Below are 15,251 nucleotides of genomic sequence, written 5' to 3'. Positions count from 1 at the left end.
CCTCACTTTGCCACCGTTATTGGGACAGACCATGACCGCCACACTTTCCGAACGCATCGCCGACCACTTCACCGCCTACGACTACGAGAAGGTGCCCGCTGCCACGCGCCACGCCGTCAAGCGCTTGTTGCTCGACTATCTGGGCGTGGCCTTGGCCGGCAGCCAGACGGGTAGCGGCCAGGTGGCGCGGCGTTACGCCGGCTCGATGGGCGGCCATGCCCAATCCACCCTGGTGGGCGATCGCACGCGAGTGCCGGCCATGCAGGCGGCGTTCGCCAACGCGATTTCCTCGCACAGCGTGGAACTGGACGACATCGACGTGCTGGCGCTTTTCCATTTCAGCCCGCCGGTTTATTCGGCGGCGCTGGCCAGTGCCGAGCAGGCCGGCGCCAGCGGCAAGGATCTGCTGACCGCGCTGGCGGCCGGCTGCGAGATGATGGAACGCGTCAGCAAGGCGGCCAATTCGTCCTTGCGCAATCGCGGGTATCACACTACGCCCACCTGCGGCATCTTCGGCGCGACCGTGGCCACGGCCAAGATACTGGGGCTGTCCGCCGAACAGCTGGTGTCCGCGCTTGGGCTGGCCGGCGCGCAGTCGGGCGGCCTGATGGAGATGTACGGCCCGTCCATGCAGAAGCGTTTCAATCCGGGCCCGGCCGCGCGCAGCGGCCATACGTCCGCCACCATGGCGCAGCTCGGGTTCACGGGCGCGGCCACCATCTTCGACGGTGAGCGGGGCTTCCTGGCGGCCTTCACCGACGCGAATCAGCCCGATGAATTGGTCGCCGGCCTGGACCAGGACTATCTGCTGGAGATCGAATTCAAACCGTATTCCTGCGCGCGGCCCATCCACAACGCCATCGACTGCGCCCTGGAGATCCGTCGCAAGCATGCGCCCGATCCCAAACGGGTGAAGTCCATCGAGATGGCGCGCCATCCCGACTGGGCGCTGTATCACCAGAACGCGCGTCCGCGTACGTATCACGAGGCACAGGTCAGCCTGCCGTATTCCGTGGCGGTGGCGCTGACCGACGGCCAGGCCCTGTTCGGGCAATACAACAACCAGCGTCTGGAAGAGCCGCTGCTGCGCGAGCTGTCCGACCTGGTCCGCATCACGGTGGACGACAGCCTGCCGCGTGGCGTGTCCTGCCGTATGACCCTGGAAACGACGGATGGTGCGCGCCATGTGTCGCAAGTAGATTATCCGAAGGGCTCCATACAGAACTCGATGTCGGATGACGAACTGCGCGCCAAGTTCGACAGCCTGGCCGTGCCGGTCATCGGCGCGGCCCAGGCCGCGCGCCTGGCGGACAACGTGGCCGATATCGAGAATTGCAGCGACGTGCGGCAGCTGATGGAGCTGACCATGGCGTCCGCGAAGTAGCGGCATGCGCGGCGGACGTCCACAACAACGACAAGTGCAGGAGACATCATGCTGGACATCCTCAAAGGCTTTTCCGCGTCGCTGGCCACGGTCGTGGCCGCCACCCTGACGCCGGCGGTCGCATGGTCCGCGGACGCCTATCCGTCCAAGCCCATCCATCTGGTGGTCGGTTTTCCGCCGGGCGGGTCCAACGACATCGTCGCCCGCCTGCTGGCGCCCAAGCTGGGGCAGATCCTTGGGACCAGCGTGGTGGTCGAGAACCGCGCGGGAGCCAATGCCATCATCGGCACCGAGTACGTGGCGCGCGCCGCGCCGGACGGCTATACGATCACACTGGGCAGCGCGAGTCCGCTGGCGATCAGCCCGCATACGTACAGCAATATGCCCTACGACCCGGTCAAGGATCTGACCGGCATCACTACCGTGGCGGCCACGGCCGAGTTGATCGCCATCAATCCCAAGCTGCCGGCCAGGAATCTGCAGGAGCTGGTCGCGCTGGCGAAGAAACAGGACGTGACGCTGGCGTCATCGGGCAATGGCGGCTTGCCGCATCTGGCCATCGAGCTGTTCAAGACCGCATCGAAGGGGCGCATCGTGCACGTGCCGTACAAGGGTGCGGGTCCCGCGATGACGGACGCGGTAGGCGGTCACGTCGACGGCATCATCATGGACGTGCCGGCGCTTTACACGATGGTGGCGGAAGGCAAGCTAAGGCCGATCGCGGTAACCGACAACCACCGTGCACCCGTCCTGCCGTCCGTGCCGACGTCGGTGGAGGACGGCATGCCATCGGTGCTGGCCTTCAACTGGTTCGCCGTGATGGCGCCGGCCAAGACGCCGGCGCCCGTGGTGGACAAGCTCTACAAGGCTCTGGTGCAGACCGTGAACGATAGCGAGGTGAAGGCAGGACTGGCCAAGCTGGGCATCGAACCCTACACGCAGGCATCGCCGCAGGCCTTCTCCGCTTTCCTGAAAACCGAGCTCACGCGCTGGGGCGAAGTAGCCCGCGCGTCGGGCGCCAATGCGGACTGATGCCATGGATGACTTGAACGCATGGAAAACGCTGGCCGCGCGGCATCGCGGTATCACGCTTGAATTGGCGGCCTTCATCGCGGACCTGCGGCCGGCGGATGTCCCGGCTTCGACGCGGCAGGTGCTGGAGAGCGCGGTGATCGACACCATCGGCTGTGGCCTGTACGGCTTGGCCACGCCCTGGGGCCGCATCATGCGGGACTACGCGCATGACCGCGGCGGTCCGGCCGAAGCCGGGCTGTGGGGCGGGCAGGCGCGGGTCAGCGTGAACCACGCCGTGCTGGCGGCGGGCACGGCGATCCATGGTTTCGACTTCGACGACCACAGCCGCGCCAAGATCCATCCCGGCGCCGTGGTCCTGCCGGTGGTGCTGGCACTGGGCGAACGCGAGGGCAGCAGCGGGGCCACCGCGCTGGCGGCCATGACGGCTGGCTATGAAACCATGAACCGCGTCAGCCTGGGCGCCAATCCCAGCCGCGCGCGCATGAGGGGCTGGCACCTGACGGGCACGACCGGCACCTTGGCGGCGGCCGCCGCCGCCAGCGTGATGCTGGGGCTGGATACGGAAACCACGGCCAGCGCCTTGGGCCTGGCCGGGACCCAGTCCGCTGGGTTATGGGCCTTTACCGCGGATGGCGGCATGAGCAAACGGCTGCATCCGGGGCGCTCGGCGGAAGCGGGTGTGGCGGCGGCCTTGCTGGCTCAACGGGGTTTTCGCGGGCCGCATTACATCCTTGAAGCGGAGGACGGCGGCCTGCTGTTCGGCATGTCGGATGATCCGCGGCCGGATCGGGTGGTGGCGGGTCTGGGCGAGGAGTGGCATACGGATGCCACCTGCTTCAAGCCCTATGCCTGTTGCGGCAGCAATCATGCCTGCGTGGATGCGGCCCTCGCGCTCAAGCGCGAACACGGTGTTCGCGGCAGCGACATCGCGCGCATCGTCACGGGCATACCCAGCGTGGTCAGGACGCAGACCGGTTTCAACTACAAGGCCGATTCGGTGCTCAACGCGCAGATGAGCCTGCGCTACAACGTGGCGGTGGCGTTGGTGGACGGGCAGGCTTATCTGGAGCAGTTCACGCAGGAACGCATCGTGGATCCCGAAGTGGTGGATCTGGCGATGCGGGTGGACATCGAGATCGATGCGGAGATCGACCAGGCGTATCCGCGCGTGTATGGCGGCAAGGTCACCTTGATCTTGCGCGATGGCCGGACCTTGGAGCGGCGGGTCGATTATTCCCTGGGCATGCCGGAGAATCCGATGCCGCGCGCCGACATCATCGCTAAATACCGATCTTTGGCGCATCACGCGGTGGGTGCCGAGGCGGGCGATGGGATCTTGCTGCTGGCGGCTGGAATCTTCGATGCGCCGACACTCGCACCTTTGGGTGCGGCACTGGCCGCCGCCGAGGTGCGGGATGGCGTGGCCGTGGAAGAGGCGATGTAGGCAGGGGCGCTGGCGTTGCCTGCGGCGACTGGCGCCTCGTTATTGCGCCATGGGGTTCTGGTTTGTCGTGGGGTCTGTCAAGCCGAAAGGACGCTCCCGATTTTCCCGGGAGCGTCCTTTATTGCTTATGCCGCCGAGGTCTGCATGGCGGCGGTTTTTGCGCCGCCATGAGCCAGGCGTCCGTCGCCGGTGCGCAGCAGGCGCAGGCCGTTGGCCACCACCAGCAGGCTGGCGCCGACATCCGCGAAGACCGCCATCCACAGCGTGGCGGCCCCAGCCATGGTCAGCGCCAGGAAGACCACCTTGATCCCCAAGGCCAGCACGATGTTCTGCACCAGCACGCGATGCGTGGCGCGCGACAAGCGCAGGAATTCGCCGATCTTGCGCAGGTCGTCGTCCATCAGCGCCACGTCGGCGGTCTCGATGGCCGTGCCGGTGCCGGCCGCGCCCATGGCGAAACCGATGTCGGCGCGGGCCAGCGCGGGGGCGTCGTTGATGCCGTCGCCCACCATGCCCACCAGGCCTTCGCCCGCGCGCTCTTCCAGCGCCTGCAACTTATGCTCGGGCAACTGCTCGCCACGGGCTTCGTCGATGCCCACTTGATCCGCGATGGCGCGCGCGGCCGCATGGTTGTCGCCGCTGAGCATCAAGGTGCGCACGCCCAAGGCATGCAGGTCGGCGATGGCCTGGCGGCTGGCCGGCTTGACCGTATCGGCCACGGCCGCGATCGCCAGCGCGCGTCGGGCATCGGCCAGCACCACGGCCGTCTTGCCCTGGCTTTGCAGCGCTTCCAGCGCTTGCGTCAGCGCGGGTGTCTCCAGGCCCAGCTCGCGCATCAGGCGGGCATTGCCCAGGTGATAGGTGACGCCGTCGATGACGCCACGCGTCCCCCGCCCGGGCAGTGCCGCGAAGTCGGCGACGTCAGCCACGCCAGCGGCGCCGGCCGCGATGGCCAGGGACACCGGGTGGTCCGAGCGGGCGGCCAGGCTGGTGGCCAGGTGGCGCGCGGTCTCATCGGACGTCCCGTCCAGGGGCAGCAGGTCGGTCAGCACCGGGCGGCCGTGCGTGATCGTGCCGGTCTTGTCCAGCGCCAGCCAGCGCAGGCGGCGGCCGTTTTCCAGGTAGGCGCCACCCTTGATCAGGATGCCGCGCCGCGCGGCGGCCGTCAGCCCGCTGACCACGCTGACCGGGGTCGAGATCACCAGCGCGCAGGGGCAGGCGATGATCAGCAAGGTCAGCGCGCGATAGATGGCGACAGCCCAGGCCTGGCCGAAGGCCAGGGGCGGCACGATGGCCACCAACGCCGCCAGGACCACCACGGCCGGCGTGTAGATGCGGGAGAAGCGATCGATGAAGCGCTGCGTGGGCGCCCGCGCGCCCTGGGCCTGCTCGACCGCATGGATGATGCGCGCCAAGGTGCTGTTGCCGGCGGCGGCGCTGACGCGGTATTCGAAAGCGCCATGGGTGTTCACCGTGGCCGCGTAGACGGGATCGCCCACGGTCTTTTCAGCGGGCAGGCTTTCACCGGTGATGGGCGATTGGTCGACGGCCGATGCGCCGGATACCAGCACGCCGTCGGCGGCGATACGTTCGCCGGGGCGCACGCGGACCACGTCGTCGACCTTCAGGTCAGCCGCCGGTACTTCGCGCCAACTGCCATCCGCCTGGCGGGCGGTGGCCGTGGCGGGGGCGAGATCCAGCAGGCCGCGCACGGCATTGCGCGCGCGGTCCAGGGAACGGGCTTCGATCAGCTCCGCGACGTTGAACAGGAACATGACCATGGCGGCTTCCGGCCATTGGCCGATGGCGGCGGCACCGGTCACGGCGATGCTCATCAAGGCGTTGATGTTCAGATTGCCGTGGCGGATGGCGATCCAGCCCTTGCGATAGGTGGTCAGGCCGCAGGCCAGCACGGCCAGCAGCGCGAGCAGGGCGCTCAGCGGCACGGGACCCAACATCGGGTTGCCGGCAAAGTGCGCGATTTCCGCCAGGGCCGCGAGCACGCCGCCGGCCACCAGGCCGCGCCAGCGGGTGGGGGCGGCGGCCGGTGTCGGCGCTTCCATGCCTTCCAGCACGGTGGGGGTCATGCCCAGGTCCTTGATGGCGGCTTCCACCGATGGCAGGGCCGGGGTGGCGTGGACGACGGTCAGCACCCGCTGCATCAGGTTGAAGTGCAACTGCCGGACGTCGGGCATCGCGCCGAGCTTGCGGCGGATCAGCGTTTCTTCGGTGGGGCAGTCCATCTGGTTGATCAGCAGACGGGTCAAGGTTTCGCCCGCCGCCACCTGCAGGTCGGCATCCGCCTGCGCCGGCGCAGGCGCCGCGCCATGGTCATGGCCACAGCAAGCGTGGGCGTGCTCATGCGCCGCATGATCGTGCGCATGCCCGGCATGATCATGATGCCCATGATCATGGCCGTGATCATGTTCATGGTCATACTCATGGTCGGCGTGCGCCGCCGACGGCACGGCAGCCGCGTGGCCGCTGCAGCAGTCATCGTGGCCATGGTCGTCATGATCATGGTCGGCGTGCGCCGACGCTGGCACAGCGGGCGCGTGGCCACCGCAGCAGTCATCGTGGCCGTCATGATCGCGGCCTGCTGCGGTCGCAGCCGTAGCCGCGCCGCCTTCGCCCCGATGCGCACCGGCGTCAGCCGGTGCGCCATGATCATGTCCGCAGCAAGCGTCATGGTCGTGAGCGTGGGCAGGGTGCGGATCAGCTCCGTCCCTTTTTTGAACAGCAACGATAGGCGGGAATTTCGTCTTCATGAACGCTATTCCACACCCTGGGGTTACTATAGGGTCAAGCGTTGCCTGTCAGCGCGTCGTTCCGCGGAGGCTGGATTATGAAAATCGGTGAATTGGCCAAGGCCGCCGGTACCACGGTGGAAACCGTGCGCTACTACGAAAAGGAGGGCCTGCTGCCGGCCCCCGAACGCGGTGACAACAACTATCGCAGCTACGGCCCCACCCATGCCGACCGCCTGCGCCTGATCCGTAACTGCCGGGCTCTGGACATGACGCAGGAAGAAATCCGCGCGATCCTGCAACTGGCCGACAGCCACGCCGCCGACTGCGGCCCCATCAATGACATCTTCGACGCCCACATTACCCACGTCGACGAACGCATCGCCGAGCTGACGCAATTGAAAGCGCAATTGGGTGACCTGCGCCAACGATGTCTTTCGGCCCGGCCACATGCCGAAAATTGCGGCATCCTGCATGGCCTGGCCGAAATGCAGGTCGAGGAACGCCCCGAGCGCCATACCCATCTGGGCTGAGTCCAAGGCGACCTGTATTCCATCATTCCAAGAGAATCCCCCAAGCATGAACTCCCCTGAAACGATTTCCACTCCCTTGCACGCCCTGTATTCCCGCCGTTCCACCAAGTTCCTGCGCGCCCCCGGGCCGTCGCCGGACGAGCTGGGCCAGATCCTCCAGGCCGGCATGTCGGCGCCCGACCACGGTTCGCAACGCCCTTGGCGCTACGCCATCATCCGTGGCGAGAATATCGCCAAGCTGGCCGACGTGGCGCTGGGCGCGGTCAAGCGCAGCGGCGATCCGCGCATGACTCCCGAGAAAGAAAAGTCGGTGCGCGAGTGGATGGCGTCCGTTCCGCTATTCCTGGCCGTCGCCCAGAAGATCGACCACGGCAAGATTCCCGAGCACGAGCAGATGCTGGCCGCGGGCGCATCGGTGATGAACGTGCTGAACGCCGTGCACATGCTGGGCTACGCCGCGTTCTGGAGCACGGGTGTGGGCACGTATGTGGAAGAAGTCCAGCTGGCCCTGGGCTTCGATCCACTGGACTACCGCTTTCTTGGCTACCTGGCCATCGGCACGCCCGGTTGCGAAGTGCCGCCCGTGAAGCGTCCGGACTACAAAGACTTCATCACGGAGTGGACCGGGCCGGTGGCCTGAGGCACTACCTGCGCGTAGTCGCAGCGCCAGGCTCCCGGCGCTGCGCCGCTGGGTCGCTGACTCCGCTGACCCGCTGACGCGGTGCGCCGTTGAGCCGCTAAGCCGCTGAGCTGTCGCTGCGACGCGGCAGCGCTCATTGCGCGCCGGGCGCGCCCAGCTCGTCGATGATGGGGCAGTCCGGCCGCTGATCGCCGTGGCAGTGGGCTGCCAGGTGTTGCAGCGTGTCCGCCATCTGGCGCAGCGCCGCCGCCTTGCGCTCCAGTTCCGCCACGTGTTCCAGCGCGATGCGCTTGACGTCGGCGCTGGCGCGGCCACGATCCCGCCACAGCGCCAGCAGATCCCGCATGACCTCCACCGTAAAACCCAGGTCGCGCGCGCGGCGGATGAAGCGCAGCGTGTGCAGGTCATGGTCGCTGTACACGCGGTAGCCTGCTTCCGTGCGGCCCGCGGTGTCGATCAATCCTATGCCTTCGTAGTAGCGGATCATCTTCGCGCTGATGCCCGTCGCCGTGGCGGCTTGTCCGATATTCATGCTTGTTTCCTTGCCGCGCCATGGGGCTGGTGGCCGCTGGCGCCGGTTGTCTGCTGGATGCCCGTGCCGCTGCCGGCGTCCGCGCCCGTGCCGCTGCCGGCGTCCGCGCCCGTGCCGCTGCCTGCGCGGGCCCCGTAGCGCTTCAAGCGTAGGGCGTTGCCCACCACGAAGACGCTGGAAAGGGCCATGGCCGCGGCCGCGAAGATGGGCGACAGCGCGGGCCCGCCCAGCGGCTGCAATACGCCCGCCGCCAGGGGAATCAGGGCGACGTTGTAGGCGAAGGCCCAGAACAGGTTCTGGCGGATGTTGGCCAGGGTGGCGTGACTGACGCCGATGGCACGCGGCACACCTTGCGGATCGCCCGCCATCAACACTACGTCGGCCGCGTCGATCGCGACATCCGTGCCGGTCCCGATGGCGATGCCGACATCGGCCGCCGCCAGGGCAGGGGCATCGTTGATGCCGTCACCGACGAATGCCACTTTCCGGGATTGCGCGGAGGCCGCCGTGTGCCCGCGGGCAGAGTGGGCCTGCCCGGCTTTCGTGAATGGGCCGGCCCCCGTGACTGGCCCGGCCCCCGTGACTGGCCCGGCCCCCGGGACCAGCCCGTCACCGGGTTCGGTTTTCGATGCGCGCGCACCTGCCTGCATTCCCGCGATCACCCGTTGCTTGTCGGCCGGCAAGGTTTCCGCATGGACCTCGTCGATGCCCAGCTCGCGCGCCACGGCCTGGGCCGTGCGGCGGTCGTCGCCGGTGATCATGGCGGTGCGAACGCCCGCTGCATGCAGCGCCTCGATCGCCGCCGCCGCGCCCGGCTTGATGGGGTCGGAGACGGCCATCAAGGCCGCGGCCTGGCCGTCGATGGCCACGTGGATCGGCGTCTTGCCTTCCTTGGCCCAGGTTTCCGCGGTGGAGGCGAGGGCGGCAATGTCGACGCCTTCCTGGCGCATCAGGGCGGCGGAGCCCAGTACCAGCTTGTGTCCTTGCACCGTGCCGCGCACGCCCGCGCCGGTGAGCGCCTGGAAATCCTGCACCGGCGGCAGGGTCAGTCCGGCTTCGCGTGCAGCGGCCAGCATGGCCACGGCGATGGGGTGCTCGGACGCGGACTGGACCGCGGCTGTCAAGGCAAGGACGTCGTTGCGGCGGTCTTGCTCGCCACGGTCAGACAGGCCGCCATGGTCAGACAGGCGACCATGGTCAGGCATGGCGTCATGGCCGGGACTCGCGTCATATCCAGGACTTGCGTCATAGCCACGCACGTCGTCATGGCTGCTGGCCGGGGCAAGCTGCATGTCCGTCAGCGACGGCTTGCCTATCGTCAAGGTGCCGGTCTTGTCGAACGCCACGACGTCGACATCGCGCAAGGTCTGCAGGGCGGTGCCCTGGCGGAACAGCACGCCAAGTTCGGCGGCGCGCCCGGTGCCGACCATGATGGACATGGGCGTGGCGAGCCCCATGGCGCAGGGGCAGGCCACGATCAGCACGGCCACGGCGTGGACCAGGGCCAGCGGTAGCGCGGGCGCGGGTCCCCATGCCATCCAGGCGGCGAAGGTGAGGAGGGCAGTGAGCAGGATGGCCGGCACGAAGTAGTAGGTGACGCGGTCCACCAGGGCCTGGATGGGCAGGCGGGCGCCCTGGGCTTGTTCGACCAGTTGCGCGATACGGGCGAGGGCGGTGTCGGCGCCGGTGTGGGTGACGCGTACCGTCAGGGCGCCGGTGGTGTTGAGCGTGCCGCCCGTGACCGCGGCCCCGGGGGCTTTTTCCACGGGCACCGGTTCGCCGGTGATCATCGATTCGTCGACATAGGAGCCGCCGTCGATGACTTCGCCGTCCACCGGGATTTTCTCGCCGGGGCGCACCAGCACGATGTCGCCCGCGCGCACGTCCGCGATGGGCAGGTCCACGGGTGTGTCCGCAAGAGCAGCGGGCGTCGACGGCGTCGAGGTGGCTGTCCGCAGGACGCGGGCGTTGCGGGGCTGGAGGGCGGCCAGGCGGGCGATGGCCGCGCCGGTGCGTCCTTTGGCGCGCGCTTCCAGCATGCGGCCCAGCAAGATCAGGGTGACGATGACTGCGGCGGCTTCGAAGTAGACGGCGCCGGTGCCGGCCGGCAGGGCATCGGGCAGCAAGGTCGCCACCAGCGAGTAGGCCCACGCGCTACCGGCGCCCAAGGCGACCAGGGAGTTCATGTCGGGCGCGCGCCGCCACAATGCCGGCAGGCCCAGCAGGAAGAAGTGGCGGCCGGGGCCGGCCAGCAGGATCGTGGTGAGTACAGCTTGCAGGATCCAGCTGTTTTGCATGCCGATGGTGGCGTCTATCCAGCCGTGCAGGGGCGGGAAGACGTGGCCGCCCATTTCCAGGAGGAAGACGGGGAGGGCGAGCGCCAGGGCCGTCCAGAAGCGGCCTTGGAGGCGCCTGGCTTCGGCTTCCCGTTGCGCGTTCAGTTGTTCGGCCTGCCGGCGGGGGTCTTCGATGACGTGGGCGGCGTAGCCGGCCTTGGCGACGGCGGCCAGCAGCGGGTCCGCGGTGGGGTCCGCTACTTCGCCGTTCCAGGCGATGTGGGCGCGCTCCGTCGCGAGGTTGACGCTGGCGTTGCCCACGCCCGGCACAGCGGCCAGCGCTTTTTCCACGCGGCGGACGCAGGACGCGCAGGTCATGCCTTCGATGGAGAGGTCCAGCTCGGTGACGGGGGAGTTCATGATCTTTGTTCGTATGGTCAACGATGATGTTGGACGTAGTATCAACCTTCCCATAATGGTAGGGTCAAGGGGGAGGAATGCAAGCTGTTGCTTCGGCGGCCTTGAGCCGGACGGGGACGCGCTGCCGGGGCGGCAAGGGGCGCGGCGATCGTGGCGCCGTCCGTCGGGCGCCGGTTCTTCCCAAGGGCGATGCAGCGGGCAGGCTTGACCTTTCCATTGTTGGAAGGTTTAAGCTTTGTCCATGTGAGGATGCCTATGCAGGTGTCCGGTTTTGTTAACTGGTGGGAGCCTTAACAGGGCATCCGCTATGAAATCGACAGGAGAATCATCATGGCTCTGCAGTACCAAGTCCCCGACATGACGTGTGGCCATTGCGTGAAGACGATCACGGGGGCCGTCACGACTGCCGTCCCGGGCGCCAGCGTCCAGGCCGACGTAGCCAGCCACCTGGTAACCGTCTCCGGCACTGACGACCGCGCGTCCGTCGAATCCGCCATCCGCGACGCCGGCTACACCCCCAATCCCGCCTGACCTCCTGCGGATGGGCTGGGCGGGCCTGCGGCCCTGTCCCGCTGGCGCGGGGCTGGGCGGGCCTGCGGCCCTGTCCCGCTGGCGCGGAGCTGGGCGGGCCTGCGGCCTTGTCCCGCTGGCGCGGAGCTGGGCGGGCCTGCGGCCTTGTCCCGCTGGCGCGGAGCTGGGCGGGCCTGCGGCCTTGTCCCGCTGGCGCGGGGCTGGGCGGGCCTGCGGCCTTGTCCCGCTGGCGCGGGGCCGGATGGGCCTGCGGCCCGGGCCGGTCCCGGGACGCTAGCTGCCCCACAAGATGCCCGGCCGTAGGCCGGGCATCACCTTTCCCTTTCCGGGGATAGAATCAAAGCTATAGAAAGACAGGCATCAATCGTTAAAAACTATCGATTGCTTAAATTAATTAAATTATCCACCAAGATAGTTCTTATTTATTATTCGGTCATGGCATTCAAACGCCGCCATCCCTTACCCCAAGACCGGAGATTCCCCCCATGCTGCAAGCTCGTGAAGGCCAACGCGTTCCCAACGTCACTTTCCCCGTCCGGGAAGGCAATGAATGGAAGCAAGTGAGCACCGACGACGTGTTCAAGAACAAGACGGTGGTGGTCTTCTCCCTGCCCGGCGCGTTCACGCCTACCTGCTCGTCCACCCACCTGCCGCGCTACAACGAACTGGCGCCCGCCTTCTTCGCCAACGGCGTCGACAGCATCGTCTGCCTGTCGGTCAACGACACCTTCGTGATGAATGAATGGGCCAAGGACCAGGAATCCTCCAACATCACCCTGATGCCCGACGGAAACGGCGACTTCACCGAAGGCATGGGTATGCTGGTGGACAAGCGCAACCTGGGCTTCGGCAAGCGCAGCTGGCGCTATTCCATGCTGGTGCGTGACGGCGTGGTCGAAAAGATGTTCATCGAACCCGAAAAAGACGGCGACCCGTTCGAAGTCTCCGACGCGGACACGATGCTGAACTACCTGTCGCCCAGCGCCGCCAAGCCGGACCAAGTGGTGGTGTTCTCCAAGGTCGGCTGCCCCTTCTGCATCGAAGCCAAGGCCATCCTGGACAACAAGGGCTACAACTTCGTCGACATCCCGCTGGACAACAAGGTCCGCGGCCGCGTGATCGGCGCCGTGTCGGGCGCGGGCACCGCCCCGCAGGTGTTCATCAACGGCGCGCTGATCGGCGGCCTGGACAGCCTGAAAGCCCACTTCGCCATTGCTGCCTGATCCAGGCGGCACCCCGGCCGGGCCGCGCGTCCACAAACGCGCGGCCCGGCGGTAGCCCGGGGCAGTTCGCCCCGCGAACCCGTGCAACAGATCCTGGACGGCTTTCTGTCCAGAGCGTGCGCCCGTGCGGCTGACCGGCCACGCACTTAGCCCAAAAGGATAATCATGAAAACCTTGCACACCGATGTCGCCGTGATCGGCGCCGGTACCGCCGGACTGGGCGCCTACCGCGCCGCCATCGCCGCCGGCAAGCGCGCGCTGCTGATCGAAGCCGGCCAGTACGGCACCACCTGCGCCCGCGTCGGCTGCATGCCGTCCAAGCTGCTGATCGCCGCCGCCGAGGCCGCCCACACCGCCGCCCACGGCGCGCCCTTCGGCGTGCACATCGACGGCAAGGTGCGCGTGGATGGCCGCGAGGTCATGGCCCGCGTGCGCCGCGAACGCGACCGCTTCGTCGGCTTCGTCGTGGAGGGCGTGGAAAGCATCCCGGCGCAGGACAAGCTGCTCGGCTATGCGCGCTTCGTGTCGGACAACGTGCTGCGCGTGGATGATCACACCGAAGTCCATGCGGGCAGCGTCGTCATCGCCACCGGTTCCACGCCCGCCGTGCCGCCGCCTTTCAAGGCCCTGGGCGACCGCGTGGTCGTCAACGACGACGTCTTCTACTGGGACGACCTGCCGCGTAGCGTGGCCGTGTTCGGTCCCGGCGTCATCGGCCTGGAGCTGGGCCAGGCCCTGGCCCGCCTTGGCGTGCGGGTGCGCGTCTTCGGCGTCAGCGGCAGCCTGGGCGGCCTGTCCGACCCCGCCGTGCGCGACAGCGCCCGCAAGGCCTTCCAGGAAGAGTTCTACCTGGATCCCGATGCGCGCGTCCTGGAAACGGTGCGCGAAGGCGATGCCGTGAAGATCCGCTACGTGGCGCTGGACAACAGCGAGCGCACGGAAACTTTCGACTACGCGCTGGTGGCCACCGGCCGTCGTGCAAATGTAGGCGGCCTGAATCTGCAGAACACGTCGCTCAAGCTGAATCCAGCTGGCGTGCCGGAGTTCGACCGCTACACCATGCAGGCGGGCACGTCGTCCATCTTCATCGCGGGCGATGCGAACAGCGACGTGCCGCTGCTGCACGAAGCCGCCGACGAAGGCCGTATCGCCGGTGAAAACGCGGCGCACTATCCGCGCGTCACGGCTGGACAGCGCCGCGCGCCGATGGCGGTGGTTTTCTCCGATCCGCAGATCGGCGTGGTCGGCACGCCCTACGGCCGGCTGCAGGAAGGCAGCTTTGTCAGCGGCCAGGTCGATTTCGGCAATCAGGGGCGTTCGCGCGTCATGTTGAAGAACAAGGGCAGGCTGCACGTGTACGCCGACCGCGCCAGCGGCCGCTTCCTGGGCGCGGAAATGGCCGGCCCCAGCGTGGAGCACCTGGCGCACTTGCTGGCCTGGGCTTTGCAGCAGGGCTTGACCATCGCCGCCATGCTGGAAATGCCTTTCTACCATCCCGTGGTGGAAGAGGGCTTGCGCACGGCATTGCGTGACGCGCAAGCCAAGCTGGACGAAGCGCGCGTGCCGCTGGCCGCGGCAGCTTGAGCAAGGCGCCATGCGGGACACGGTCGCGCAGCCGCAAGGCGTCTGTATCCTCAAGAGCCTGCTGGCAGCGACGCGCCAGCAGGCTTGACTCTGAGCGATGGTAACAAAAGAGATCAGTGTCCCCTGAATCTCTCCTTGACGTGGTTCATCACGGCGCGCACCCTGGGGTCAAGATTCAAGCACCGAGACTCGTTGCCCTCATGCGCCCCGCGCGCTTCATCGTCCGAGATTCCTTCCTTGATTTCCCGATAGAAGGGGTCGTCCCTTCGGTTTTCAAGGAAAGATCATGCAAACTGGCATCGTCAAGTGGTTTAACGCCGAAAAGGGTTTCGGTTTCATCACGCCTGAGTCCGGCGGCAGGGATCTCTTCGCCCATATTTCCGAGATCAAGGGAGATGGCGCCCCCACGCTGGCGGAAAACCAGCGAGTCAGTTTCGTGATGGCAGAGGGCGCCAAAGGGCCTCAAGCCACAAACATCCGCGTGCTGTGAAAGTAGCCCTCCTCGGAGGGCTATTCAATTTTTGCGGCGCCGCGATCGGCAATCTCAGGGACAAGGATATGAAAAATAATCTGATCTACAAAGGGTATCGATTGAGCGCCATCGTAAGGCGCCAGAGCGCCGCCAATGCGTCGGCATTCACCGCTACGCTGATGATGGTGCCTCATGACAGCTCGATCGCTTCTTCCTGCGGCGTACCGGCCTTTCTGAAAGGCGGCACCGTGGCGACGCCCGCGCTCGCTGTGGACGCCGCGATTCTGCACGGCCGTCAGTTGGTCGATCAAATGAACCGGCCGACGGTGCGCTAGCGGATCCTGGCGGTCCTTTAATGACTTACCCCGTGTGGATTCCGCACGCGGATTTTTGTGGAGTAACTATCATGGCCAAAGGCCAAGTGCGCGGA

13 protein-coding genes and 1 pseudogene are annotated in these 15,251 nt (G+C 67.1%); 10 read left to right on the top strand and 4 right to left on the bottom strand.

The window, feature by feature from the left end:
• Positions 1-31 precede the first annotated feature (31 nt).
• The 3 genes from ASB57_RS10050 to ASB57_RS10040 are packed head-to-tail and all read left to right on the top strand — an operon-like array spanning position 32 to position 3,863.
• On the top strand, positions 32-1,384 hold the full coding sequence (locus ASB57_RS10050) for an MmgE/PrpD family protein (protein ID WP_057652110.1): 1,353 nt from the start codon (positions 32-34) through the stop codon (positions 1,382-1,384).
• Positions 1,385-1,432: 48 nt separating this feature from the next.
• Positions 1,433-2,416, top strand: coding sequence for a tripartite tricarboxylate transporter substrate binding protein (locus ASB57_RS10045; protein ID WP_057652109.1), 984 nt, complete (start codon positions 1,433-1,435; stop codon positions 2,414-2,416).
• 4 nt (positions 2,417-2,420) lie between these two features.
• The gene (locus ASB57_RS10040; RefSeq protein WP_057652108.1) at positions 2,421-3,863 is read left to right on the top strand and encodes an MmgE/PrpD family protein; all 1,443 of its coding nucleotides are present in this window, start codon (positions 2,421-2,423) and stop codon (positions 3,861-3,863) included.
• A 125-nt stretch (positions 3,864-3,988) separates the two neighbouring features.
• Here ASB57_RS10040 and ASB57_RS10035 read toward each other — a convergent pair whose 3' ends face one another.
• Positions 3,989-6,130, bottom strand: a complete 2,142-nt coding sequence (locus ASB57_RS10035) for a heavy metal translocating P-type ATPase (protein WP_369822821.1) — start codon at positions 6,128-6,130, stop codon at positions 3,989-3,991.
• On the bottom strand, positions 6,127-6,606 hold the full coding sequence (locus ASB57_RS31805) for a hypothetical protein (RefSeq protein WP_304439228.1): 480 nt from the start codon (positions 6,604-6,606) through the stop codon (positions 6,127-6,129). The genes ASB57_RS10035 and ASB57_RS31805 overlap by 4 nt, the downstream gene beginning before the upstream one ends.
• Before the next feature lie 102 nt (positions 6,607-6,708).
• On the opposite strand from ASB57_RS31805, the gene cadR reads away from it, so the two are divergent.
• Positions 6,709-7,143 (top strand): Cd(II)/Pb(II)-responsive transcriptional regulator, encoded by a 435-nt coding sequence (gene cadR / locus ASB57_RS10030; RefSeq protein WP_057652107.1) that lies wholly within the window; start codon positions 6,709-6,711, stop codon positions 7,141-7,143.
• Positions 7,144-7,189: 46 nt separating this feature from the next.
• A complete protein-coding gene (locus ASB57_RS10025) occupies positions 7,190-7,783 on the top strand; it encodes a nitroreductase (protein ID WP_057652106.1) in 594 nt (197 codons plus the stop codon).
• A 133-nt stretch (positions 7,784-7,916) separates the two neighbouring features.
• Here ASB57_RS10025 and cueR read toward each other — a convergent pair whose 3' ends face one another.
• Together cueR and ASB57_RS10015 are read right to left on the bottom strand one after the other, a co-directional pair.
• A complete protein-coding gene (gene cueR, locus ASB57_RS10020) occupies positions 7,917-8,315 on the bottom strand; it encodes a Cu(I)-responsive transcriptional regulator (protein ID WP_057652105.1) in 399 nt (132 codons plus the stop codon).
• Between the two features lie 122 nt (positions 8,316-8,437).
• Positions 8,438-11,011, bottom strand: a pseudogene (locus ASB57_RS10015) (HAD-IC family P-type ATPase); the annotation flags it as partial.
• 330 nt (positions 11,012-11,341) lie between these two features.
• On the opposite strand from ASB57_RS10015, the gene ASB57_RS10010 reads away from it, so the two are divergent.
• From ASB57_RS10010 to ASB57_RS09990, 5 genes are all read left to right on the top strand, one after another.
• Entirely contained in the window at positions 11,342-11,542 is a 201-nt protein-coding gene (locus tag ASB57_RS10010; protein WP_057652103.1) for a heavy-metal-associated domain-containing protein, read from the top strand.
• A gap of 485 nt (positions 11,543-12,027) precedes the next feature.
• A complete protein-coding gene (locus ASB57_RS10005; protein ID WP_057652102.1) occupies positions 12,028-12,765 on the top strand; it encodes a glutathione peroxidase in 738 nt (245 codons plus the stop codon).
• A 165-nt stretch (positions 12,766-12,930) separates the two neighbouring features.
• Positions 12,931-14,349, top strand: coding sequence for a dihydrolipoyl dehydrogenase (locus ASB57_RS10000; protein WP_057652101.1), 1,419 nt, complete (start codon positions 12,931-12,933; stop codon positions 14,347-14,349).
• Positions 14,350-14,635: 286 nt separating this feature from the next.
• Entirely contained in the window at positions 14,636-14,839 is a 204-nt protein-coding gene (locus ASB57_RS09995) for a cold-shock protein (protein ID WP_057652100.1), read from the top strand.
• The gene (locus ASB57_RS09990; RefSeq protein ID WP_231755381.1) at positions 14,836-15,156 is read left to right on the top strand and encodes a hypothetical protein; all 321 of its coding nucleotides are present in this window, start codon (positions 14,836-14,838) and stop codon (positions 15,154-15,156) included. The genes ASB57_RS09995 and ASB57_RS09990 overlap by 4 nt, the downstream gene beginning before the upstream one ends.
• Positions 15,157-15,251: the final 95 nt, after the last annotated feature.

It is taken from the genome of Bordetella sp. N (genome assembly GCF_001433395.1).
Lineage (GTDB): Bacteria > Pseudomonadota > Gammaproteobacteria > Burkholderiales > Burkholderiaceae_B > Bordetella_C.
Note: the sequence above shows the minus strand (reverse complement) of the source record. Positions and strands in the feature narration are given on the sequence as shown.

Bases quoted from the DNA above. Each gene is read 5' to 3' on its own strand.
- ASB57_RS10050 (WP_057652110.1), top strand. From the start codon at position 32: ATGACCGCCACACTTTCCGAACGCATCGCCGACCACTTCACCGCCTAC.
- ASB57_RS10045 (WP_057652109.1), top strand. From the start codon at position 1,433: ATGCTGGACATCCTCAAAGGCTTTTCCGCGTCGCTGGCCACGGTCGTG.
- ASB57_RS10040 (WP_057652108.1), top strand. From the start codon at position 2,421: ATGGATGACTTGAACGCATGGAAAACGCTGGCCGCGCGGCATCGCGGT.
- cadR (WP_057652107.1), top strand. From the start codon at position 6,709: ATGAAAATCGGTGAATTGGCCAAGGCCGCCGGTACCACGGTGGAAACC.
- ASB57_RS10025 (WP_057652106.1), top strand. From the start codon at position 7,190: ATGAACTCCCCTGAAACGATTTCCACTCCCTTGCACGCCCTGTATTCC.
- cueR (WP_057652105.1), bottom strand. From the start codon at position 8,315: ATGAATATCGGACAAGCCGCCACGGCGACGGGCATCAGCGCGAAGATG.
- ASB57_RS10010 (WP_057652103.1), top strand. From the start codon at position 11,342: ATGGCTCTGCAGTACCAAGTCCCCGACATGACGTGTGGCCATTGCGTG.
- ASB57_RS10005 (WP_057652102.1), top strand. From the start codon at position 12,028: ATGCTGCAAGCTCGTGAAGGCCAACGCGTTCCCAACGTCACTTTCCCC.
- ASB57_RS10000 (WP_057652101.1), top strand. From the start codon at position 12,931: ATGAAAACCTTGCACACCGATGTCGCCGTGATCGGCGCCGGTACCGCC.
- ASB57_RS09995 (WP_057652100.1), top strand. From the start codon at position 14,636: ATGCAAACTGGCATCGTCAAGTGGTTTAACGCCGAAAAGGGTTTCGGT.